Origin of the sequence: Zestosphaera sp. (assembly GCA_038727705.1) — an archaeon.
GTDB lineage: Archaea > Thermoproteota > Thermoprotei_A > Sulfolobales > NBVN01 > Zestomicrobium.
In genome coordinates this window covers 16,568-37,867 of the sequence record JAVYVJ010000002.1, presented here as the reverse complement: position 1 = coordinate 37,867, position 21,300 = coordinate 16,568, and the positions used below count along the sequence as shown (strand labels likewise).

At 54.4% G+C, this 21,300-nt stretch carries 23 protein-coding genes; 13 read left to right on the top strand and 10 right to left on the bottom strand.

The features are described 5' to 3' along the window. On the top strand, window positions 1-450 hold a 450-nt coding region (locus QW772_04290; protein ID MEM0038126.1), incomplete at its 5' end, for a DUF3782 domain-containing protein. 161 nt (window positions 451-611) lie between these two features. Here QW772_04290 and QW772_04285 read toward each other — a convergent pair. Continuing rightward, on the bottom strand, window positions 612-1,706 hold the full coding sequence (locus QW772_04285) for a family 1 encapsulin nanocompartment shell protein (GenBank protein ID MEM0038125.1): 1,095 nt from the start codon (window positions 1,704-1,706) through the stop codon (window positions 612-614). Between the two features lie 141 nt (window positions 1,707-1,847). Between QW772_04285 and QW772_04280 the strand changes: the two genes are divergently transcribed. Next, window positions 1,848-2,387 (top strand): DUF2299 family protein, encoded by a 540-nt coding sequence (locus QW772_04280; GenBank protein MEM0038124.1) that lies wholly within the window; start codon window positions 1,848-1,850, stop codon window positions 2,385-2,387. 285 nt (window positions 2,388-2,672) lie between these two features. Continuing rightward, entirely contained in the window at window positions 2,673-2,864 is a 192-nt protein-coding gene (locus tag QW772_04275; GenBank protein ID MEM0038123.1) for a hypothetical protein, read from the top strand. Between the two features lie 53 nt (window positions 2,865-2,917). Here the strand turns inward: QW772_04275 and QW772_04270 are convergent, their stop codons facing one another. Both QW772_04270 and QW772_04265 read right to left on the bottom strand, forming a co-directional pair. Beyond that, window positions 2,918-3,799, bottom strand: a complete 882-nt coding sequence (locus tag QW772_04270; GenBank protein ID MEM0038122.1) for an N-glycosylase/DNA lyase — start codon at window positions 3,797-3,799, stop codon at window positions 2,918-2,920. Window positions 3,800-3,845: 46 nt separating this feature from the next. Next, window positions 3,846-4,739 (bottom strand): PfkB family carbohydrate kinase, encoded by an 894-nt coding sequence (locus tag QW772_04265; GenBank protein MEM0038121.1) that lies wholly within the window; start codon window positions 4,737-4,739, stop codon window positions 3,846-3,848. Between the two features lie 67 nt (window positions 4,740-4,806). Between QW772_04265 and QW772_04260 the strand changes: the two genes are divergently transcribed. Continuing rightward, the gene (locus QW772_04260; protein ID MEM0038120.1) at window positions 4,807-6,063 is read left to right on the top strand and encodes a DUF401 family protein; all 1,257 of its coding nucleotides are present in this window, start codon (window positions 4,807-4,809) and stop codon (window positions 6,061-6,063) included. Between the two features lie 22 nt (window positions 6,064-6,085). Here QW772_04260 and QW772_04255 read toward each other — a convergent pair whose 3' ends face one another. After that, window positions 6,086-7,528, bottom strand: coding sequence for a CoA-binding protein (locus QW772_04255; GenBank protein MEM0038119.1), 1,443 nt, complete (start codon window positions 7,526-7,528; stop codon window positions 6,086-6,088). 185 nt (window positions 7,529-7,713) lie between these two features. Here QW772_04255 and QW772_04250 point away from each other — a divergent pair, with 185 nt between their 5' ends. From QW772_04250 to QW772_04235, 4 genes are all read left to right on the top strand, one after another. Then, window positions 7,714-8,763, top strand: coding sequence for an mRNA surveillance protein pelota (locus QW772_04250; GenBank protein MEM0038118.1), 1,050 nt, complete (start codon window positions 7,714-7,716; stop codon window positions 8,761-8,763). Window positions 8,764-8,869: 106 nt separating this feature from the next. Further along, entirely contained in the window at window positions 8,870-10,141 is a 1,272-nt protein-coding gene (locus tag QW772_04245; GenBank protein MEM0038117.1) for an NfeD family protein, read from the top strand. Beyond that, entirely contained in the window at window positions 10,119-10,853 is a 735-nt protein-coding gene (locus QW772_04240; GenBank protein MEM0038116.1) for a 5-formyltetrahydrofolate cyclo-ligase, read from the top strand. Before QW772_04245 ends, QW772_04240 begins: the two co-directional genes overlap by 23 nt. A gap of 114 nt (window positions 10,854-10,967) precedes the next feature. After that, the gene (locus tag QW772_04235) at window positions 10,968-11,828 is read left to right on the top strand and encodes an SPFH domain-containing protein (protein MEM0038115.1); all 861 of its coding nucleotides are present in this window, start codon (window positions 10,968-10,970) and stop codon (window positions 11,826-11,828) included. Between the two features lie 42 nt (window positions 11,829-11,870). Here QW772_04235 and QW772_04230 read toward each other — a convergent pair whose 3' ends face one another. The 3 genes from QW772_04230 to pyrF are packed head-to-tail and all read right to left on the bottom strand — an operon-like array spanning window position 11,871 to window position 13,631. Continuing rightward, the gene (locus tag QW772_04230) at window positions 11,871-12,347 is read right to left on the bottom strand and encodes a histidine phosphatase family protein (protein MEM0038114.1); all 477 of its coding nucleotides are present in this window, start codon (window positions 12,345-12,347) and stop codon (window positions 11,871-11,873) included. A 22-nt stretch (window positions 12,348-12,369) separates the two neighbouring features. Then, window positions 12,370-12,963 (bottom strand): orotate phosphoribosyltransferase, encoded by a 594-nt coding sequence (gene pyrE, locus QW772_04225; protein MEM0038113.1) that lies wholly within the window; start codon window positions 12,961-12,963, stop codon window positions 12,370-12,372. Next, window positions 12,951-13,631: an orotidine-5'-phosphate decarboxylase gene (gene pyrF, locus QW772_04220; GenBank protein ID MEM0038112.1), complete on the bottom strand. Its 681-nt coding sequence runs from the start codon at window positions 13,629-13,631 to the stop codon at window positions 12,951-12,953. The genes pyrE and pyrF overlap by 13 nt, the downstream gene beginning before the upstream one ends. A 102-nt stretch (window positions 13,632-13,733) precedes the next feature. Here pyrF and QW772_04215 point away from each other — a divergent pair, with 102 nt between their 5' ends. From QW772_04215 to QW772_04195, 5 genes are all read left to right on the top strand, one after another. Beyond that, window positions 13,734-14,555 carry a dihydroorotate dehydrogenase gene (locus tag QW772_04215; GenBank protein MEM0038111.1) on the top strand — a complete coding sequence of 274 codons (822 nt, stop codon included), beginning with the start codon at window positions 13,734-13,736 and terminating at the stop codon, window positions 14,553-14,555. Next, a complete protein-coding gene (gene pyrD / locus QW772_04210; protein ID MEM0038110.1) occupies window positions 14,545-15,468 on the top strand; it encodes a dihydroorotate dehydrogenase PyrD in 924 nt (307 codons plus the stop codon). Before QW772_04215 ends, pyrD begins: the two co-directional genes overlap by 11 nt. A gap of 123 nt (window positions 15,469-15,591) precedes the next feature. Then, on the top strand, window positions 15,592-16,212 hold the full coding sequence (locus QW772_04205; GenBank protein ID MEM0038109.1) for a DUF1847 domain-containing protein: 621 nt from the start codon (window positions 15,592-15,594) through the stop codon (window positions 16,210-16,212). A 90-nt stretch (window positions 16,213-16,302) separates the two neighbouring features. Further along, window positions 16,303-17,430, top strand: coding sequence for an alanine racemase (locus tag QW772_04200; GenBank protein ID MEM0038108.1), 1,128 nt, complete (start codon window positions 16,303-16,305; stop codon window positions 17,428-17,430). Between the two features lie 27 nt (window positions 17,431-17,457). Beyond that, complete coding sequence (locus tag QW772_04195) at window positions 17,458-18,228, top strand: creatininase family protein (protein MEM0038107.1); 771 nt, start codon at window positions 17,458-17,460, stop codon at window positions 18,226-18,228. Window positions 18,229-18,244: 16 nt separating this feature from the next. Here QW772_04195 and QW772_04190 read toward each other — a convergent pair whose 3' ends face one another. From QW772_04190 to QW772_04180, 3 genes are all read right to left on the bottom strand, one after another. Beyond that, complete coding sequence (locus QW772_04190) at window positions 18,245-18,811, bottom strand: HDIG domain-containing protein (GenBank protein MEM0038106.1); 567 nt, start codon at window positions 18,809-18,811, stop codon at window positions 18,245-18,247. A 64-nt stretch (window positions 18,812-18,875) separates the two neighbouring features. After that, the gene (locus QW772_04185; GenBank protein MEM0038105.1) at window positions 18,876-20,027 is read right to left on the bottom strand and encodes a homoaconitate hydratase; all 1,152 of its coding nucleotides are present in this window, start codon (window positions 20,025-20,027) and stop codon (window positions 18,876-18,878) included. 392 nt (window positions 20,028-20,419) lie between these two features. After that, window positions 20,420-21,286: a DMT family transporter gene (locus tag QW772_04180; GenBank protein ID MEM0038104.1), complete on the bottom strand. Its 867-nt coding sequence runs from the start codon at window positions 21,284-21,286 to the stop codon at window positions 20,420-20,422. Between the last annotated feature and the right edge of the window lie 14 nt (window positions 21,287-21,300).

Genomic DNA, 21,300 nt, shown 5'->3' with positions numbered 1-21,300 from the left:
AAGAGGATTGAGGAGCATTCGAGAATCTTAGGCGAGCACAGCAAAAGAATTGAGGAGCTGACTCTAAGTATTCAAGCCTTAGGCGCTAGATGGGGATTGCTGACTGAAGAGTCCTTCAGAAGTGGGATGAGGGGAATCGTGGAGGAGTATTTTGGAGGTAAGGTTGAAAAGTGGGTCTACCGGGACGCTGAGGGGTTCGTTTTCGGTCATCCAAGCATAGTAGAGGTCGACCTAGTGATCAAAGATGGTGTGCACATACTCGTGGAGGTAAAGTCAAGCGTATCTAAAGCTGATGTTTTTGAGCTATGGCGGGTGGGTCAACTCTATGAAAGGATTGAGGGTGTGAAACCCTCTCTGGTTATTGTGTCACCGTACGTGGAGAAAGTTGCTGAGGAAGCGGCTGCAGAGCTTGGAATACATATCCATACAGGCTTCAGAAGATTGCGTTAGAATCAAACACGCATCACATTTCCTCAATCGAGGAAAGTCGGACTCTTCACCTAAACTGTGAAATTCGCTATACACCGTCTATAACCCTCTAATGGTTGCGTTGTAAGCCACACAATGAGTTAAACAGCGTGGTCACTCTTGAGAAAAATATCATTGAGGATTCATTTCTTCGTGAGGTGGATGATGGCTTTCGGGTTTTTGATTCTCAGTGCTAGGGTTTCCCAAAGTCTGTAGAGATGTTCATCTCCCGATGGCCCCAGATAGTCAAGGACTGTGTCAGCTCCGACCACCAGATCTATCATGTGTTTGTTCGTTGATATGATGAGGACGTTATTGTCGTCCAGTAGCGGTGTCTGGACGACCTCGTTCACTAACGCTTTAACCCTCTGTAATTCCATGACGCCTGCCTTCTCCGTGTACTTAAGTAGGTCTGCGTACCTTGCTGGATTCACCAACATTATGTAGGGTGGGGGTATCGCTTCATTAATTAATCTTCTAACCGCTTTTGACACGTCCACTACTGGATTTCCTGGAACACTCCAGTCGCTCAGCTCCTCCTTGACGCTCATCCCGCATGTTAGGAGGCCTGGCCACCCTTTCTCAGAATCCCCTTCAAGTATCGCTCTCTCCTCGGCTAGAGCCAGCCTCGTCGAGGCGAGCACTAGGGACGATAGGTCCGGCTGGACGCCTGTCCTGCTCCAGTAGTCCAGCGTCCTCACCTTAATACTGAACTGCGTGCTCAACTCACTGAGCATCACGACCCTACCGACCTTCGACTTGGCGGTCTCCTCAGCCGAGACCCCCTCCAGCAGGACCCCCTCAACACCCCTGCCCACGTGGACTACGTCAAGCACCCTCCGTAACCTTCTAGCCGACTCAACCACCTCCTTAGCTCTAGCGCCCAGATCTTTCAAAACGTTGTCCTCGCTTAGGGCTTCCTCCTTAGGCGGATCTCCCTCAGTAACTGAGACCCCTGTCAGCTCCTTTACCTCCTGAGCACCGGCTTTAAGTTCGGCGACCTGCTCGGGATCTAAGGACTTAAGCATCGCCAGGAACTCGCCTACATGCGTCTTCTCCTCCTTAGCTATGTCCTCGAATAGCTTCCTGACACCCTCGTCCTCGCAATGCCTGGCTAACTGTAGGTACGTGTTGACGGCATCCAGCTCAGCTATTATAGAGAGTCTTAAAGCCTCAGCCATCTCGTCCTTGCTGAATTTCCTGGGTGGCGGTAACTCTAGAGGATGTTTCCCGATCAAGTTATCACCAAATAGTATAATGCGTGATCAAAAATTAAATACTTTCGAAGGTTATGCGGGGATCCAGCGTTCCGCAACTCCCGCCATCTTACAGCCGATTAGCTACTATTTATATAACGTTACTGAGTATTATCACGTGGCGTGGTTGGTGAAGTTTTGATGAGTGGATCCACGGACGAGCTGGTGGAGAAATGGCTTATCGAGGAGGGCTTCAATGTGCGGAGGCTGGAGCCTCAGCCACCCTTCAAAGTTGTCTGGGGTCTGGACGTCTTCACCCAGCCCCCCATGAACATAAACTTCAAGGTCTTCAGACCGGAGGGAAGGGAGGACAGGTATGTCCTCCTGATAGGAGTCGCAGTGTCGCCTGAACATAGGAGGAAACTGAACGAGCTGAGCCCTGAAGAGGTTCTCAAGTTCACGTCCAAACTCATGTGCAGAGTCATCAGCATGTGTCCCGCATGCAACGTCGTAGTACAACCCAGCACTGTAGACCCTCAGGCGATATCAGTGGCTCAAGCGGTCTTCAGAGATGAGGTTAGTGAGGGGTTTAAGCCGAGGTTTGTTGAACGTGTCTACGTACTGATTAACTCCTTCTTCACCATAGTCTCAACGTTCAACGAAGAGTTCCCAATAATCCCAGCTAAGGCTAAATCCGGGAAGGAGCCTTCCACGATAATATAGATGCCGATCCTGCGTGAGGTTAAAGCTCGACGGCGGTCACAAGCACTAGGTTACGCGGTTCCTAATTAATTAGTTCATGCGTCAACCGTCACGTGCCAATGATGCACGCCTTTAAAGGCTCCGCGCTTTTTTTATCTCTATAAATTATCCACCTATGATGTAATGTATCACTCGGTAATAAAATTATCTATAATTCTTAATAAGAATTTACTAGGGGTTATCATCGAGTTAGCCCTCAATAAGTTTATATACCTCCGAGTAGATACTATTATTGCGGTGAAAAATATGGAGAAGTGGATGGCCTTCGACGTGAAGGCCAAGAAGAAGGTTGAGATCCAGAACCCGCAGTTCATGAAGTTAAAGAACAACAGGTGGGCAGTGGTAGGGACAAGCCCAGAGACTAAGATTAAGGTAGTCAGGTTCCTGAGCAAGAAAGAAGTTGAAGACCTCAAGAAGAAGGGCTTAGTCAAGGAGTAATCGCCCGAACAACGAACCCGTAAAGATAAAACCAGTTGAACTTCTTTTTCCCTTTAAAACACTTGCCCCCTTCTAAGTGCATGTGTTAGCTCGGAAACCAAGCTGGTCAGCACTTCATTCTCAATCGTTATACCTGAATCCCTTAGGCTTCTCACTATGTTTGTGGTGGAGACTCCCCCTTCCTTAATGTATCTGCCCACTAGCCACAGCGGGGCGTCCATCTTCATCGCCGGCACCCCTGATGCCCTGCTGACAAGATCCCAGGCCTCCCTAACTATGTTCGGGTGCTTCATAAGGTTCTGTGCTAAGCCCTCCAGACCCTCCAGGGTTGCACTCAATCCCCTGCCTGAGCTAACCAGGCCCGAGGTGAGGGTCACTAGAGCCACTCTCCTGTCGACCGGTATCGGAATACCTGATACGTCCGCCTCCAGACCCCCTGATTTGAGGACGTAGTAGGCCATCTTGGCCGAGAAGACCACGGTCTTCGAGTCCTCATCAACACTTATACAGCGGGATATGCTGCTCACGTAGCCCCTGAGGTCACCGAAGGAGAGCTTCTCGAAGGCCTCACCACATAGGGCGGCTCTACCTAGACGCCTCAGCTTAGCCTCTAGACTTAGTCTGTTGTGGAGGGATGTGAACTCGCTGACTAACCTCACTGCATCCTTGAGGCTCCTCAAGCCGCCACATCTACCTGCTGCGAACTCTGTGAAAAGGGTCCAGAAGTCCTCACCGTGCATGGTGAGCATATACGTTATAAGCCCGTTCAGCGCCGCGAGCCACACAGACGGTGGGCCGCAGACTTTAAGGAGCTTGCTTAAAGCAATGAATTGGGGATCGACACGCTCGAAATCTTCACAGCCCTCACGCCCCAGGGTCTTGAAGACATTTCCTAAAGGGCCTACCCTAGTATCCTCAACAAGAAATACCGTCATCGCCGCGCCGACCTATAGGAGGATCTGCTGACGTGCTATTAAGTTTTCAAGGCATGTGTTGATGAACCTCGACCTCAGGCAGTCGCTCCTCCAGCTCCTCGGCAGTGAACCAGTTTCTCGAGGATCGACTGACCTTCAGTGAGGCTGCAACAACCCCCTTCATAACAGCCTCAGGGAGTTCGTTGCCTGCGGCCATGTAGTGGCTGGTGACAGCGGTGAACACGTCTCCGGCTCCAACCTCATCGACGCTTACAACCTTGAGTGACGATAGCTTGAAGGAGTCGCCTTTTGCGATTAGGTAGAGTCCCCTCGAATCCATGGTGGCAGCCACTGCGGAGCTCTTCAACACCTCGTTCTCAAGCAATCGCCTCACTACCGTATCCCCACTACTGGAGAAGCAGAATTCTTTAAGATTTCCGTGCGTGAGGTCAACTAGACCCATCAGCTCAAAGAGTTCATCACTCCAGACGCACTTGATCTCATCACCTGCGGCGGATCTGACAAACCCTTGAATATCTAGCGACTTAATCTTGACTTGATCCAGGGCACTCAGCAACTCCACATACTCACTCACCTCAACCTCCTGGAATACTGGGGCGAGCATCAAGATGTCAGGCCTGACGTCCTCGAGAACCTTCTCAACCATGTCCGCAGGTATTCTGCATTCGTCGGCAACGACATTGACAGCCTTGCCTTCCCTAATCACGAAGTGAGGCACCCTGCTGCACTCCACCGGATGGAGCACCACCCCAGAACCTAAGAACGACCCTAGGATCAGGTCAGTATTGCGCTTATCTATTAGAGTCACGGCATGGGTCTCGACCCCCAGATGCTTGGCCAATGCTAAACCACCGTAGTAGACGGAACCCCCCACCCGGACGCCCTCACCCAGGACGTCTACGGTGGCCGATCCGACTAAGACTGCTTTCATGATCATCATGAACTAATCTCAGGAATGCTTAAATTACCCAACGACTTAAGGAGATATTGTATCAGGTGGAGTTTAAGTGATCGAGTTAGTGGCTGTAGTCATCTCGATGGCCGTGCTTATCGCCCTAATACGTCTTAAAGTCAGCATAGGCGTGGCTCTAGTTGTTGAGGGGTTGATCATGGTGTTGATAGCCAACCCCGCCCTCCTCCCAGAAGTCCTGACCACCACAGTAACTAGTGAGAGAACCGTCTCACTGGTTCTGGCTTCCTTAACCATCTCCCTGCTGGTCGAGCTCTATGAGGTTACGAGACTGATCAACGGTCTGAGTAAGGAGCTCCTCAACTTCATTAAGAAGCCGTACTTAATCATCTTAGTTGTACCGGCTTTGATGGGGTTATTGCCGATAGCTGGCGGGGCCCTAATGTCAGCGCCAGTCGTGGGCAGCGTGGGCGCCTACATGGGGTTGAGTCCAGCGATGATGGCGTTCCTCAACGTGTGGTTCAGGCACACCGTAGCCTTCGTATATCCGATGAGCCAGCCTCTAGTGACCGCAGCCACCCTGACAGGGCATTCAGTGATGGAGTTAGCGATCTACCAGGTGCCTATAGTGTGTGGCATGATCATCATAGGCCTTTACCTCATGCGCAGAGGGACTACCGAAGGCTCTGGAGCCGTCTATAAGACGGACGGTGTGGCTGACACCCGTAGACTGTTGATCTATATGTCGCCGATACTGTTCTCCCTGGCGGTGGCTTTGCTGAGCAACCCTATCCTGCGGGAACTCAGCATCTACAGCGACTACAGCGTGGCCGTTGGGGGCCTAGCGGGGGTGCTGACTATAGTGGTCGTATCCCGTGCATACGGAGGTGCTGCGGTCACGCTGCCTGACTTCCTCAAATCGCTAAGGAGTGAGAAGGTGGTCAACATGGTACTGTCGAGCCTCGGCGCCATGTTGATATACTACGCCATGCTGGGCACTGGGATATCCTCCGCCGTCGGTGCGCTTATAAGTTCCTCGGGATTCCCAGACATCATAGCTAAGATCATGTTGCCAGGACTCCTGAGCCTGACCTCAGGCAGCACTATAGTGGGGATTACGTCCTCAGTGCCTCTGCTGGCGAGCTCGTTGTCCAGCGTCGGGGACTCCTCACTCATATACCTCTCGTCATTTCTGTTCTACCTGGCGTCGCCGACCCACCTCTGCCTCGCCTTCACGGTACAGTACTTCAGAGAGAACCTGATTAGAGTCTACAAATACTTACTGCCTACCACAGCACTGCTTTTCCTGACCGCCATCGCGTACTACAACGCGATCTTCCTAACACTTAAGTGACTTGAGGGCTGAACAGACTGCATCAGCTTCTGAGCCTCTTAAACCTCTCCACGTAGTCTTCGTAGGAACCCGTCACTCTCAACCACCTTCCGTAGTCGGCCAGGGCCTTAATGGCTAGAGCCGCTCTCTCAGGGGAGAGGTACATGGGCACGCCCATGGACTCCGCCTCCACCGAGTACTTCGTCGTGAAGGCACCGCCTGTTGCAACCCCGACCACCGGTATTGGACGCGGTAATGTGTCGTTGATCTTGTTAACCATCCTGACGAAGACCTCATTCAACTTATCGGTGATTCCGGGTATTATGTAGTACGGCAGCCACATGATCGCGTCCGCCTCCCCGGAGAGCATCAATATCTCAGCAGCCTCAATGAAGTGCTCATCCCTAGCAGATCCGGTGACGTCGACGGGGTTGTAGGGTGAGGCTATCGGCAGTAGAACCCTCCTCAACTTCTCCACAGTTTTGTCGCTGAGCCTCGGTACTTGGAGTCCGAGGTCTGAGAGTGCGTCGGTGGCCATGACGCCCGACCCGCCGCCGGCTGTGAGGACCACCACTCTGGGGCCGTAGGAGGGGGGCTGTAGGGACAGGGCTAGGGCCATGTCGAAGAGCTCCTCCATGCCGTAAGCCCTAATCACGCCAGACTGCTTGAAGGCAGCGTCGTAGACTTTATCCTGCCCGGCTAACGCTCCTGTGTGGGAGGATGCTGCCCTAGCGCCGGCCTCCGACCTTCCTGACTTAAGCACCACGACGGGCTTGATGGGGGTTGTCTCCTTCAACGCTTTAAAGAAGGACACGCCGTCCTCAACCCCTTCAACGTACATGGTCACCACTCTCGTGTCAGGATCCCCTCGCAAGTATTCCAGGAGGTCGTCATCGTCCACGTCCGCCTTATTACCATAGCTTATGAACTTACTCATACCCAACCCCCTCATGGCGGCCCAGTCAAGGACGGCGGAGCCGAACGCCCCTGATTGGGACACGAACGCTATGTGACCGTGTGGGGGGAAGCCCTGCCTGGTCCTCGGTAGGAAGAGCGTGTTCATCCCCGACCTAGGGACGTAGACGCCAACGCAGTTAGGCCCTATAAGCCTCATCCCATACCGCTTTACAACCTCAGTCAGCCTCCTCTCCCTCTCAACCCCCTCAGACCCGACCTCCTTAAATCCCCCTGAGATCACTATCAATCCCTTGACCCCTGCCTCCCCGGCGTCGGCGGCCGCCTCAGGAACCACCTCAGCAGGAACTGAGATGACTGCCACATCGACTTTATCAGGTATCGCTCTGACAGACGGGTAGGACTTGAGGCCGAGTACCTCAGTAGCTGCCGGGTTGACTGGGTATATCCTCCCCTTATAGAACTCCAGCAAGTTCCTCAGTAACTCATACCCCACCTTACCCGGGGTTCTCGACGCGCCAACTACCGCAACGCTCTCAGGAAAGAAGAAGAAGTCTAGCCCAGCGTCCACACAGCACACCACATATCTAGGTCAAGCGGAGCTTATAATGTTTCAGCCTGCTCCGTAGCACGGGGGAGTCCCCACTGTAACAGACGCGTGAATCATGAATATGGCAGATGCAGGTCAGTATGTCGCGTTGTAGGGCGTAGTTAATAGTGCCGCAGCGAATTATTTATTTCGGTGTGGAGTGCCAGGTGAAGGTGCTTGACAAGGATTTGAGGAAGGGCTGGGTTAAAGTGAGGATTGAAGACGTTGACGACCTCTGGGTGATTAAGAACGTGGTTAGGGAGGGGGATGTGGTGGTGGCTAGAACCACTAGGGATGTGAAGATGGATGGTGAGGGTAAGAGGAGGTTGCCGATGACGCTGGCGGTCAGGGTTGGGAAGCTCTACTTCCAACCCTTCGCAAGCAGGCTGAGGATCCACGGCGTGGTGGTTGAGGGCCCTGAGGAGTACGGGCTGAAGGGATCTCACCATACGTTGAACGTGGATGTTGGCGGTGAGCTGACGATATTCAAGGAGTCATGGAGCCATGCTGCGCTGAAGAGGCTGACAGACACCTCGAGCAGGAAGAGGTTTAGGGCGTTGCTGGTCGCCGCGGACTTTGACGAGGCCTCCCTAGCCATGCTTTACGATCAGGGCGTCAGGTTCCTGAACGACCTGAGCCTGCCCGGCCTGAGGAGTGATAAGGAATCGAGTGTGGAGGCCATAGCTAAGCAGGTTGCGGGCGAGGTTCTAAGGTACATGGAGTCAGAGGGCGTGGACTTTGTTGTGGTCGGGTCCCCGGCCGTCCTCAGGGAGGTCATAGCTGAGGAGGTTAAAGCTCGTGCAGGGGGCAGGGCTAGAGTCTTCGTCGACTCAGTATCGATAGGCGGTAGGGCCGGGATTGAGGAACTCCTCAGGAGGGACTCAGTTAAGAACCTATTGCAGGAATTCGTGGTGGTTGAGGGTGAGGCAATACTCGGCAAGTTCCTTAAACTGCTGGCCACCGAGCCGGACAGGGTCGCCTACGGGCTGGAGGACGTCGGGCTTGCCGCCCGCAACAATGCAGTGGAAACCCTGCTGGTGGTCGAGGACCTGCTCAGCTCCGATGAGTCAGGCAGGGTGGACGAGCTGCTTAACGCTGTAGAGGAACGTGGAGGTAGAGTAAGGATAATTCCGGCAGAGTCCCCGCTGGCCGTTAAGCTGAAGGGATTGGGAGGGGTCATAGCTGTCTTGAGGTTCGCCCTTCAAAGGAACCACTAACTAAGTAATGTTTAAAAATCGTGGACTAGGCTTGAGGGTTGTTAGTCGCGGGCGGTCGAGGCGATGATTATATTATGGCTGTTGCTATATTTATCTCTGATGGCCGATGGCCAGCGGCATCATTAAATGGGGTTTAGTGCTGTGGTTGCTCTTACCGCTAGGGCTTATGATCTCTGCTGCAACACCCCCACAGGGAAGGGTTGGGGTTGTCGCTGAGCTCGTCTCAACCATTGACGGAGGCGCTGTAGAGGTTGTTTCACGTGCTGTGAGCGAAGCGCTCAGCAGGTCGTCGGTGTTAGTGCTCTACATAGACACGTACGGTGGCTACTTAGCGGCCGCGGACAACATAATCAAGACCGTCACGGAGTCCGGCCTGACTGTGTACACGTACATCCCTCCGGGAGGTAAGGCGGTTTCGGCTGGGGCTTTAATAGCCCTGCTTGGCGAGAGGATATTCATGGGTCAAGCCTCCACCATAGGTGCCGCCCAGCCGTTACCCTCCGACGAGAAGACCGTTAGCTACGTGTCGGGCAGGTTCAGGACTCTTGCCATGCAAGCCTTCAAAGGTAACGAGTCCCTGGTGAGAATTGCTGAGGAGTTCGTGACCCGCAACAGAGTTCTGAGCTTCAACGAGGCTGTAGCGATGGGTTTTGCGGAGCCCGTCAACGATTTAGACGGTCTGAAGAAACTATTAGGTCTCGACGAGCTGGTTCTGGTGACCTACACGCCTTGGGACTACCTGGTATCTGTATTCTCAGCACCTATAGTCAGCTCGCTGGCCCTGATCGTGGGTGTGGCCCTCATATTCGTCGAGTTCGTCCAGGCAGGGTTTCAGGGCTATGCTGTGGGGGGCGTAATTCTGTTGCTACTTGCGCTCTACTCGATGTCCGTGGTGCCGGTAAGCCTCTTCGCACTGGCCCTGCTGATGATAGGCATGGCGCTCCTGCTGATTGAGGTAATGACCCCCGGCTTCGGGGCTTTCGGAGTGACGGGCATCATACTGATGCTGGTAGGCTCTTATGAGGTGCTCGCTGGAGGGGGTTTCGGAGCGCCCTCAACACTTACTATCGCCATAGCGATGGGCTTCGCCATGATCGGAGGGCTGATGATATATGTGGGTTATGAGGCCGGCAAGACCAGAAGGTTGAGGAGCAGGTCGTTGAGGGAGAGGCTGCTGGGCGAGGTCGGTGTGGCTAAAACGAGGGTGACGACCGGGAGTCCAGGGGTTGTTCATGTGCTGGGCGAGGACTGGACTGCTTACTCCACTAAGGGGGATATAGAGCCGGGCAGCAGGGTCAGGGTTGTGGAGGTTAAGGGGCTCATAGTGTATGTGGAGAAGGTTGAGGAGAGGATTGATGAGTCCGGCGGACCTCATTAGGTTTAGGGAGGACCTCAGGAGGAGTGTCTGGGACTTGATGGAGTCAAAGAACGTTGCTAGGTTCCCCCGCCCTGTGTATGGGAGAATCCCAAACTTCGTCGGGGCTGAGTCTGCTGCGGTGAGGTTGCTTAACCTGGGTCTATTTAACAGTAGTAGGGTTGTTAAGGTGAACCCAGACTCGCCGCAGAAGCCCGTGCGGGAGATGGTACTGCGTTCAGGCAGGACCCTTGTTATGCCGACACCGAGGATCTCCGAGGGTTTTCTGCTCCTGGACCCGGGTAGAATACCTGAGGATGCGATCAGCTACGCGTCAACCATAAGGGGTTCCTTCGAGTACGGTGAACTTGTTGATCCATGGAGCCTACCTAAAGTGGACTTAATTGTAGCGGGCTCCGTCGTTGTCGACTCATTCGGGGGGAGGTTGGGCAAGGGCGAGGGGTATTCAGAGCTTGAATATGGGATGCTCTTCGAATGCGGTAAGGTGACGCCCGACGTGTGCATATTAACTACGGTCCATGACCTGCAGGTGGTGAGCGGGAAGATACCCATGGAGCCGTGGGACTTCACCGTCGACCTAATAGCAACTCCGACCAGACTCATACGGGCGAGAGGCCCTAGGGTGAGGCCTGAGGGCCTGCTCTGGGAGTTCATCAAGCCGGAGAAGTTGGCTAAGATACCAACCCTGAAGATCCTTAAAGCACGCGGTTGCTAGGGCTGGTCGTGGCTGGACTGCGAGGTCCAGCCGTGTTGTTGAGCCCCCTTCATTAACGACTTTAAAGCTTTTAAAGTATTAGCTTTTAAAGTATTACTATCATGAGGTGAATGCATGATTGATCCAGTAACCCTGGTAGTAATTGCTATATTCCTAGCCATCTTCTTGGGCATCGTACTATCACACCTGAAGATAATTCCCGAGTATAAGAGGCTCGTGGTGTTCAGGCTCGGCAAGATAATATCCATTAAAGGGCCCGGCCTGGTCTTCCTGGTGCCGATAATAGATAGCGGTGTGTGGATAGACTTAAGGGAGATGGTCCTCGACATACCTCCTCAGACCTGCATAACTAAAGATAACGCGCCCGTTAACATAGACCTCCTGATATATATGAAGGTTTTCGATCCAGAGTTGGCTGTTAAGTCCGTTCAAAACTTCGTGATGGCGTCCACAGGCATTGCCGTGACCACGCTCAGAGCCATAGTGGGCGACCTGCTCCTGGATGACGTCTTGGCGAGGAGGGACTACATAAACCAGTCGTTGAGGGCTAAGCTCGACGAAGTTACTGACCGCTGGGGGATAAAAATAACCTCAGTCGAGATCAAGGAGATTAAACCGCCGAGCGAGGTTCAGGAGGCGATGATAAAGCAGATGGCGGCTGAGAGGAGTAAGAGGGCGATGATACTTGAGGCGGAGGGTAAGAAGCAGTCAGCGATTCTTGAGGCGGAGGGCTACAAGGAGGCGAGAATAAGGAAGGCTGAGGGTGACATGCAGGCGGCCATACTTGAGGCGGAGGGCAGGAGGAAGGCGTTGCTTGAGGTTGAGGAGGCGGCCAGACAGTTAACGCCGAACACATTGCTGCTGAGATACTATGAGACTCTTGAGAAGATAGCAGTAGCCCCGTCCTCAAAGATAGTCATACCGCTCGAGATAAGTAAATTCCTGACAAGGCTTGACGAGTTCCTTAAGAAGTAGTTAGGGAGAGTCTGGGACGATGGTTGACCCTAACTTAATATCTCATTTTCCCCGAATGTAATCCGGTCTTATGTAAAGTTTCAACGATGCCTCGCTCAGCTCAGGGTGTTTAACCTCGAGGCAAGCCAGCGACGCGGGCGGTAGGTAAAGCCGGAACCCGTTAAGAAGCTCCTGAATTACATCCTCAATGCTTGGGGAGTGCCCGATCAGCATGACGGTCTCGCCGTCGCTGAGGTCGAGGTTGGTCAGCAAGTTCTTCAGAGACTCGAGATTGAAGAGCTCCGGCGTTAGCTCGCGGCGTGGGAGGATTTCAACACCCCCCAGCAGCTTTGAAGCCAGCTCGGCGGTCTCCAGCGCTCTTTTGACGATGCTTGACACCACGTACTTAGGCCTTAAGTCGAGGATCTGGATTACTTTGACCGCTTCGTCACGCCCTTCAGGCGTGAGCCTCCTCTCGTCGTCTGACATACCTGGCCTCAGAGGCTCCGCTCTCCCGTGCCGCATGAACGCGAGCAACATTTAGCTCACCGTACGTGCTTAGCTACTTCCTCCCGAAGCCCTCCAGATACTTCATTACCTCATCGTATGCGGCGTCGCTGATCAGGCCGTCTTTGTGGAGGATCGTGAAGAGCTGGCGGGCCGTCATTAGGTAGTGGTACCTCATGCCCAGCCCTGCGATTCTGAGGCCCGCCCCCTGCTCCCTATCCACTATGACTAGGGCCCCTGCTGGAATGGATCCGGAGTTCTTGAGGACTTCGTAGGTTCTGAGTATCGAGTCTCCTGTAGTGGCGACATCGTCTATTATTAACGAGGACTTGCCTGCGACCTCACCCTCCACCTGACTGAGCGTCCCATGGTCCTTCCTCTCAAGCCTCACGTAGGCCATAGGCTTGCCCGTTGCGGCTGCTATGAAGGCTGCTAGAGCGACCCCTGAGGTGGCCACGCCCACTAGAACCTCATACGGTCTCATATCCACACTCTTGGCGACCTCGTCAACTATCAGTCTCATGACCTTAGGGTAGCTATAGATTCTCCTCATATCTATGTAGAAAGGCGACGTCAGACCTGAACTCAATACGAAGGAACCCAGCTTAACTACCCCGACCTTATAGAGCTCGTGTATCAGCTCCTGCATAGCCTAACCCTCCGCTCCTGCTCAGACGCTATCCTCTCCAGGGCTTCCCTAGGGTTAGGAGAGCCTGTCACGGCCCTCCCAACTATCTCGTAATCGGCTCCAGCGCATATCGCGCTTCCGGGTTCAGCTCCCTGGGCGCCAACGCCGGGAGAGTATATAAGTAGTTTATCTCCAACCGCCTCCCTGACCGCCCTGATGACGTTCACCCTAGTTGCTGGAGCCACAACCCCCCACACGCCAAGCTCCAGAGCCTCCGCAACCAACTCGTTGAGGTGTTTGTCGATGAACTCTGTGGAGCCTGGATGGCTCATCGACACGAGAAGTAGCAACTTAACGCCGACCTCCCTCGAGGTCTGCACCAGCTTATCCAGCGCGCCACGCCTTCCGACGAACGCGTGGGCTATCACTGCGTCAACCCCTGCGTCCGCCACTGCCTCAACCGCGTACGACATTACCTCACCTATGTCGGCCAGCTTCAGATCCGCTATTACGGGTCTGCTGGAAGCGCTTACAACCTCCTTCAGAATGCCGATGCCTGTCCTGAGGAGCAGTGGAAGCCCGACCTTAAACGCTGAAGGCGAGCCCCCAAGAGCCTCCGCACGCTCCTTAACCCACGATTCAGGATTCTCCTTAGGTGGAGGATCCAACGCGACTACTACTTTACCCAAATGCCCACTTAAGTAGCTACGTCTGGACTAATAAGCTTTTCCCAGCCCTGCTCTTGCAGTTCAGGTATAGAAAGACTTTTAAGTCTTAAACACGGTAATTGAGTGGGTTCAGTGCATAGATCCGAGTTGCCTGCAGTTTGTGGGGAGCGCCTTAAGCCCGATTTCCCCAAGCACTCAGTAACCCCGGCCAGGGTTTCTCTGAACAACGCTTTGAGCCAGAGATTCCGCGTTATGAGGGTTCGTCCGCAGTCGCTGAGCTACGTCCCTAAGCCAGCTCAGTTCTTCATGGTTTGGATTCCTGGGGTCGATGAGGTGCCTCTGAGCGTGGCTGACTACAACGCGGATGGGGAGGTGACGTTCATATATGAAGTTAGAGGATTTGGGACGCGCAAGCTCTCAGAGCTGGGTCCAGGCTCCTTCGTAGGTCTTAAAGGGCCTCTCGGCACACCTCTAGACGTGTCCGAGGGGTCTTCAGTGCTTCTTGTTGTAGGCGGCTCTGGCGTCGCTCCAGTGCCTTACATAACTAAGTATCTGGCGTCTAAGGGTCATAGGTTCGAGGTGGTGTGGGGAGTTAAGAGGAGAAGCGAGTTGTTCAACCTAGGTTCCTTCATGAGTGGGGTCGAGTACCTCCACGTAGCCACTGAGGATTGTAGTGTCGGGTACTGCGGGCTCGCCTCAGAGCTCGCTGAGACATTGCTTAGGAGGAACAGATACGACCTGGTTGTGGGCGTTGGGTCTAAAGGGATGCTCAGAACCCTCTGCAGAGTTACTGGGGGAGTGACTACCTACGTAGTCCTCGAAGCCATGGTCAAGTGCGGAATCGGGTTGTGCGGCTCCTGCTACTTGCCGCCAACGGGCAAGCTTCTATGCGTCGACGGGCCCGTCTTCACGTGTGGAGAGGTGATGGAGTACCTTGAACGCTGAAGCCGACTTAAGTACTGCAGTCGCCGGAGTCAGGCTGAAGCACCTCCTAATGAACGCCAGCGGCGTCCTTGGTGCGTACCCTGAACACCTCGTCAGGCTGGCTGGGTACGGTGTGGCGGCGGTGGTGACTAAGACCTTCACAGTATCCCCTAGGGAGGGCTACGGACCGCCGATAATTATCGGGCTGGGATGCGGGGGTTATCTCAACGCAGTCGGCCTCGCCAACCCGGGCGTCGACGAGTTGCCTAAGGTCGTCAGAAAGGGTGTGGAGTTGGGGCTCCCCGTCATAGTCAGCGTCGGAGGTTCGGCTGTGGAGGACTACGTGAGGGTGGCGTCAGTCGCCCTTGATTCAGGCGCTAACGCGCTCGAGCTTAATCTCAGCTGTCCTCACACGAAGGGCTACGGCCTTGATGTGGGCAGCGACCCGACTAACGTGTTCGAGGTGGCTGGGGCCGTTGCTTCGGTGAGCAGCGTACCAGTCATAGTCAAGCTGGGTCTGAGCGATAACTACGTTAAGTCCGCCGGCAAGGCGCTGGAGGCCGGTGCTCGAGCCCTCACGTTAATAAACACGGTCAGAGCCATGGCTATCGACGTCTACGCTCTGAAGCCCGTCTTGAGCAACATATTTGGAGGGCTTTCAGGACCTCCTATACACCCCATCGCAGTTAGGGTTGTCTACGATGTCTACAGAGAGTTCAGCCCTGACGTAATCGGGGTCGGCGGGGTCGTGGACTGGGTTTCAGCGGCTGAGCTGATTCTAGCTGGGGCTAAGGCTATCCAAGTTGGTTCGGCCTTAGCTCTCGGGAGGCCTAGGGAGCTGATCTCATCGATCCTGAAGGGGTTAAGCAACTGGGCTGTGGAGTTAGGCTATTCGAGAGTATCCGATCTAGTGGGTCTAGCACACAGGAAGTAGCTGGTGGGAACGGTCCTGCGCTGAGGAAATAATGCCTTTAGAGTCTGACGACCGCGACTGCAACCACCATTTATTACACTGATTGTGAACGTTATGTCTCGGTGAGGTGTCCTGGGCGAGAGTATGAGGTCTCCTAACTGCGCTTATTGCAGAACCAAACCATGTAGCAGGAACCCAGAAGCCATCAAGCCCAACATATGTCCCATGGTGGTCTACCCGGAGGTCGTTCAGAACGCCCTCAGCAGGTACAGTGGCTTTGTGGAGGAGATCCACAGGACGGCCTCCCTAGTGGAGAAGGAAGGTTATTGCACCTGGCCTAGGTTGCGTGAGATCGTTGAGTTTGCCCGGAAGCTTGGCTTAAGAAGATTAGGGGTGGCTTTCTGCATAGGTCTGAGCAGTGAGGCCGAACAGGTCGTCAAGTACTTTGAGAGCAAGGGTTTCGAAGTCTACTCAGTGTGCTGTAAGTGCGGTGGTGTTGACAAGACGCGGGTGGGTTTGAGCGAGGATCAAAAACTAACCCCAGGCACGCATGAATCCATGTGCAATCCAGTGGTTCAGGCGGATCTCCTGAACGCTGTCGGCACGGAGCTAAACGTGGTGGTGGGCCTGTGCGTCGGTCACGACACTCTCTTCATAATGCACTCTAAAGCTCCCGTGACGTACCTGATAGTCAAGGATAGGGTGACAGGCCACAATCCTGCTGCCGCAATTTACGTCCAGAACTACTTCAGAGCGAGGCTCTGAGATACAGGAGTTTCATCCCCATCGAAACCCACGCGCACCCGGATTGCAGTTTTAAGTTCGAATGATGAGATACTTAACTGGTGGTATTTGGTGAGGTTGTTTGAGTTAGCAACCCCCAACGTTCTGGTGAACCTGGATGCCCTAGAGGCTAACATACGGGAGATGGCTGACCTCTGCAGATCCCACGGCAAGAGTCTGTGGCCCATGGTTAAAACTCACAAGAGCTCCACCATAGCTAGAATGCAGTATGAGGCAGGCGCTGAGGGCTTTCTCGTAGGCACCGTAGATGAGGCCGAGGTCCTCGTGTCTAAAGGCTTCGCTAACATCATGATGGCCTACCCAATAGCGAATCCGGAGAACTTGAAGCGCGTCATAGCTCTGGCAGGGAGGGCACGTGTAATGCTTACTATAGACAACGTCGATGTAGCCCACCTAACCAGCAAGCTCCTGAGGGAGAGCGGTGTTAGCTTGGAGTACCTGATTAAGATCGATAGCGGTGGCCATCGCCTCGGCGTCGAGCCTGAGGGGGTGGTCGACCTGGCCGAGAGGCTTCAGGGACTCCCTAACCTCAGGCTTAGAGGGGTCTGCACACATTCAGGACACGCTTACGCATCCAGGAACGCTGAGGAAGTCCGTCGAAGCGCTGAGGATGAGGTGAGAGCCTTAAGGACTGCCGCAACCTTGCTGAGGGAGCGTGGTCATGACGTGGACATAGTTGCTACGGGTTGCACCCCCACATCCAGGCACGTCGTTAAGTCTGACGTCGTGAACGTCATGAGGCCGGGCAACTACGTCTTCTACGACGCAACGCAGGTAGCTCTGGGGACCGTTACTGAGGACCGTTGCGCTCTCACAGTCTTAGCCACCGTGATATCGCGTCCAGCCCCGGACAGGCTGATCATAGATGCGGGTAGCAAGACCCTCAGCTCCGACAGAGGGGCTCACAGCACGACCATCCTCAAGGGCTACGGAATTGTAAAAGGGCATCCGGAGCTCACCATCGTCAGTCTGTCCGAGGAGGTGAGTAAGGCCCTCGTCGACGGCGCGACGGACTTGAGGGTCGGGGATAAGGTGGAGATCATACCCAGCCACTCCTGCGTGGTCGCCAATAACACCAGCTACCTGATCGGCTACAGGAAGGACGAGGTCGAGGCTCTAATACCTGTTGACGCGAGGGAGAGGGTCAAGCCACCCGTCGCTGTCAGGGTAATTGAGTAACGTCATTTAGTGCGGGGTGAGCCAAAAATGCCTAAGTGGTTGCATGAGATGACCTGGCCTGAAGTTAAACACTATTTGGAGGGCGACGACAGGATCCTAGTGCCTGTAGGGAGCACCGAGCAACATGGTAGGTTTGCTCCGCTAGGCACTGACACATTGGTCGCGATAGCTCTGGCCGAGGACGCAAGCGACGCAACAGGGGTGCCTATAGTCCCGCCGCTCTGGTTTGGATGGAGTCCGCATCACATGATCGCGCCGGGCACAATAAGTGTGAGGCCTGAGGTTCTGAGTGAGGTCCTCCATGATGTCGTAGCTTCCTTGAGTGATCACGGCTTCAGAAAGTTCGTAGTGATCAATGGCCACAGGCTGGTGAATATTCCGTGGATGCAGGTGGTTGCTGAGAGAGCTAGGAGGGTTCTTAAAGTGCATGTAGTTCTCTTCGACCCAGCCTACATGAGTAGGGAGGTGGCGAGCGAGCTCGGCTTCGGTCCCGTCGGGCACGCGGACGAAATAGAGACTTCACACATGCTCTACAGGTATCCGGGGCTCGTTAAGAGGGAGCTGATAAGAGACTGCAGACCTGCTGAGAGACCTCTATATCACCCGGACCCCAGGGACGTCAGGGACACACTCTGCTACGTGCCGAGTACGAGGGAGGACATGGAAAGAATTGGGAGCATCAGCGGTGACTACATATCGGGAAGTCCTTCCAAGGCCTCTCCTGAGAAGGGTAGGCGGTACCATGGACACCTGGTCTCAAGGCTTGTGGAGGTGTTGGAGCATCTGAAGAGCGTTTGATGAGACCCTCCCATGACTAGAGGCCGAGTTCCCCGGCGACTCCGTTAAGTGCCTCCAAGCCGACGCTGAGGAAGTCCTCCAGGCTTAGGCCGAGCTTCTCAATCTCTAAGATCCTGTTCCTGTCTATGTTGCGCGCGAAGTCCTTGGCTTTAAACTTCTTCATTACGGATTCCACCTTCACCTCACTCAGCCTCTTGCCCGGCATCACTAGAGCCGTTGCTACGATGAGGCCTGAGAGGTGGTCTGAGGCCCTGAGCGCGTGGGAGAGCCTCACCGCAGCCTCTGAGGGGCTTCTGAACCCGTTTCGGTCGTTGTGCATTGCTATCGCCTCTAAGGCGTGGTCGGGAAGGACCCCCTTTAAGAGCTCCAGGGCGCCCAGCCCGTGCTTGAGCGGATCCCTTCCAACGTAGTCGTAGTCGATGTCATGCAGGAGACCTACAAGACCCCACATACCCTCGTTCTCGCCGAGCTTCTTGGCTAGAGCCCTCATGATGGCTTCCGTGGCTATGCAGTGTTTGATCATCCTCTCGTCCTTCAAGTGACGGGTTAGCAGGTCGTATACTTCCGCTCTGCTGACCATCATCGCTAAACACCGAATAATTAGGTATGCTTGCTTTAAAATAAAGTGTTTGGACTTCCCCGAGGGCCTAGACCTTAGCTCTGAGGACTTCCCGCACTAGTTCCCTGAACTCATCCTCCGTCAGGATCCTCTTCCTCTCGACCGCTATATCCTTCAGCCTCATCAGAATCAAAGCCACCTCCTCATCCCTCACACTGATCCTCCACTCCCTCAGCTTCTCAACTACGTTCCTCCTGCCTGACTTCTTTCCGAGGAGCACTGACACATCCGCCTTCCTACCCACCAGCGTCGGCAGATAAGGTAGCACCTCAACGGGTCTTGAGTCCTTCACGCTGTACCACCAATCAGCCAGAATCCCAGACTCTATCCTCACCGCGTTATCTCCCACGACAGCCTTCTGAGGCGGTAACGGCACTCCCGACAGACTCTCAACAAGTTTCGATAGCTTGTACAGCCTGTTCAGCCTGACGTTAGTCCTAACCCCCAGCAGAAGCTCCAGCGTGAGCACCGTCTCCTCCAAGGCCGCATTCCCTGATCTCTCCCCAATCCCGTTAACGGTCACATGTACTGTTGTCGCACCGCCCACCACAGCGGCCACGGAGTTTGCGACCGCCAGACCAAAGTCGTCATGAGTGTGTACCTCCACAGGCTTATCCACAAACTCCCTGACCCTTCTTATGAAGTACTCCATAGCGTATGGGTTCATGACGCCGAAGGTGTCCGCTATGGTGAGGACGTCCAGCCTCCTGCCGACACTCTCGGTCATCGTCTTGAGGAATTCGAGGCTAGATCTCGTAGCATCTATCGTGAACAGCTTGACGTAGAGGCCGTGTTGCTTAGCGTACTCCACAGCGTCCTGAGACCTCTCCAAAGCCTTATCGATGGGCCACTTGTAGGCGTACTCCATTATGTGATCGCTTGCAGGCAACTCCATAACCACCCCGGGGACCTCCGCCTCGAGGGCCAGGTCCACGTCCTCCTTCAGACATCTGGTGAATACCAACACCTTAGCCTTAAGACCCTGCCTGGCGATGGCTTTAGCTGCCTCCAGATCCTCTCTTGAGACGGCCGGCATCCCCGCCTCTATGAAGTCGACCCCGGCGTCGTCCAGAGCCATAGCTATCTCCAGCTTCTCACCCTTCCTGAAAACCACTCCGGGTTGTTGCTCACCATCCCTCAATGTGGTGTCGTGGATGTATACCTTCTCAGGCAACTTCATGCTCTTACGGACTTCATCGACATAATTATAAGGACTTACGAACCACTTATCAGTGAGCCATGCCATAATGCTCATCCAAATTAAATTACTACACACGACTTAAAATATCGGGACTCTTAGCAACCTCCGGCTTGAATCATAGGAGCTCCTGAACCTACCGCGCTGACCACCTCTCCGAGTCCGGCCCGGCCTGCAGAGCCTCTAAAGACCGCACTATTAGATAAAATCACTGGCAACTCTTCATCGGTTGACGGTCGTTCCCCGATGGTCGGCGTTTCATCGGTGCTCAGTCTTCGTCCCGCCTGACGCCTTGGTGGGTCCCATCCCCCACCCAAATTAATTCCATCTTAACCGCGTCCGCAGGGATGTGATATATTCCGAGGTATGGTCGGTCAGCTTAGGAGGGCCGCCACCCCTATGCCGAGTGACGTTAGGCTGGCTCCCAGAACGAGCCTGAGGCCGAGTGGTTCCTTGGCCACGATCTTATTCATAGCCATAGACATTATGGGGACTGAGGCCGTCACGATAACCGTTGACGCGGTCCCTATGGTGGCCAGCGATAGGAGGAAGAAGTACATGCCGCTGAACCAGCCCACAAGTCCTGTTATGATCGAGCACTTGATCAGATTTCCTAGGTTAGTGTGTATGCTGTAGTCTTTCTTCGCGGAGATGGTGAGCAGTCCTGCAGGGATGAAGACTGCGGTAAGGACTAACATCCTGATCGTCAGCAACGACATAGGTTCGGCGTAGTTGAGCGCCACCCTATTCAACACCGTGCCGAGACCCCAGCTAAGCGACGCGAGAGCCGCGTAGCATATCCCCCTCAGGGAGGCGCTCCCCCGATTCATGTTGTGGGACACGGAAATCGCGGATCCGGTGAACGCCAGGACGGCCCCCAGCACTACTCCGAAGCCCAACACCTCTCCAGTCAGGGTTGAGAGTGCTTGAGCCACGAATATGTAGATGTTGGCCACGATGACGGCCCTCCCGCCCCCCACCATCTGGATGGCCTTAGTGTAGGCAGCGTCCCCCACCCCAGGACCTATGAGGGCTGACGCGATGAATAGGAGGACGCTGGTGAGGGCAGTATCCGCTCTAAAGCCTGTGAGAAAGCACACCGCGATGGCTGGTGCGAGGCTCATTAAAGCTCTGAGTCCTGTGAGGAGTATCGGATGTATCGATCTCCTGTATCTGCTGGTGAAGGCGGTGTTGAGCGCCTGCATCACGGCAGTAATGAAAGCGTAGCCATATCCTAGCAGTCATAACACCAATC

Coding starts and splice junctions, on each gene's coding strand:
- QW772_04275 (MEM0038123.1), top strand. CDS start 2,673: ATGGAGAAGTGGATGGCCTTCGACGTGAAGGCCAAGAAGAAGGTTGAG.
- QW772_04270 (MEM0038122.1), bottom strand. CDS start 3,799: ATGACGGTATTTCTTGTTGAGGATACTAGGGTAGGCCCTTTAGGAAAT.
- QW772_04265 (MEM0038121.1), bottom strand. CDS start 4,739: ATGATGATCATGAAAGCAGTCTTAGTCGGATCGGCCACCGTAGACGTC.
- QW772_04245 (MEM0038117.1), top strand. CDS start 8,870: ATGGCCAGCGGCATCATTAAATGGGGTTTAGTGCTGTGGTTGCTCTTA.
- QW772_04240 (MEM0038116.1), top strand. CDS start 10,119: ATGAGTCCGGCGGACCTCATTAGGTTTAGGGAGGACCTCAGGAGGAGT.
- QW772_04235 (MEM0038115.1), top strand. CDS start 10,968: ATGATTGATCCAGTAACCCTGGTAGTAATTGCTATATTCCTAGCCATC.
- QW772_04230 (MEM0038114.1), bottom strand. CDS start 12,347: ATGTTGCTCGCGTTCATGCGGCACGGGAGAGCGGAGCCTCTGAGGCCA.
- pyrE (MEM0038113.1), bottom strand. CDS start 12,963: ATGCAGGAGCTGATACACGAGCTCTATAAGGTCGGGGTAGTTAAGCTG.
- QW772_04205 (MEM0038109.1), top strand. CDS start 15,592: ATGAGGTCTCCTAACTGCGCTTATTGCAGAACCAAACCATGTAGCAGG.
- QW772_04195 (MEM0038107.1), top strand. CDS start 17,458: ATGCCTAAGTGGTTGCATGAGATGACCTGGCCTGAAGTTAAACACTAT.
- QW772_04190 (MEM0038106.1), bottom strand. CDS start 18,811: ATGATGGTCAGCAGAGCGGAAGTATACGACCTGCTAACCCGTCACTTG.
- QW772_04185 (MEM0038105.1), bottom strand. CDS start 20,027: ATGAAGTTGCCTGAGAAGGTATACATCCACGACACCACATTGAGGGAT.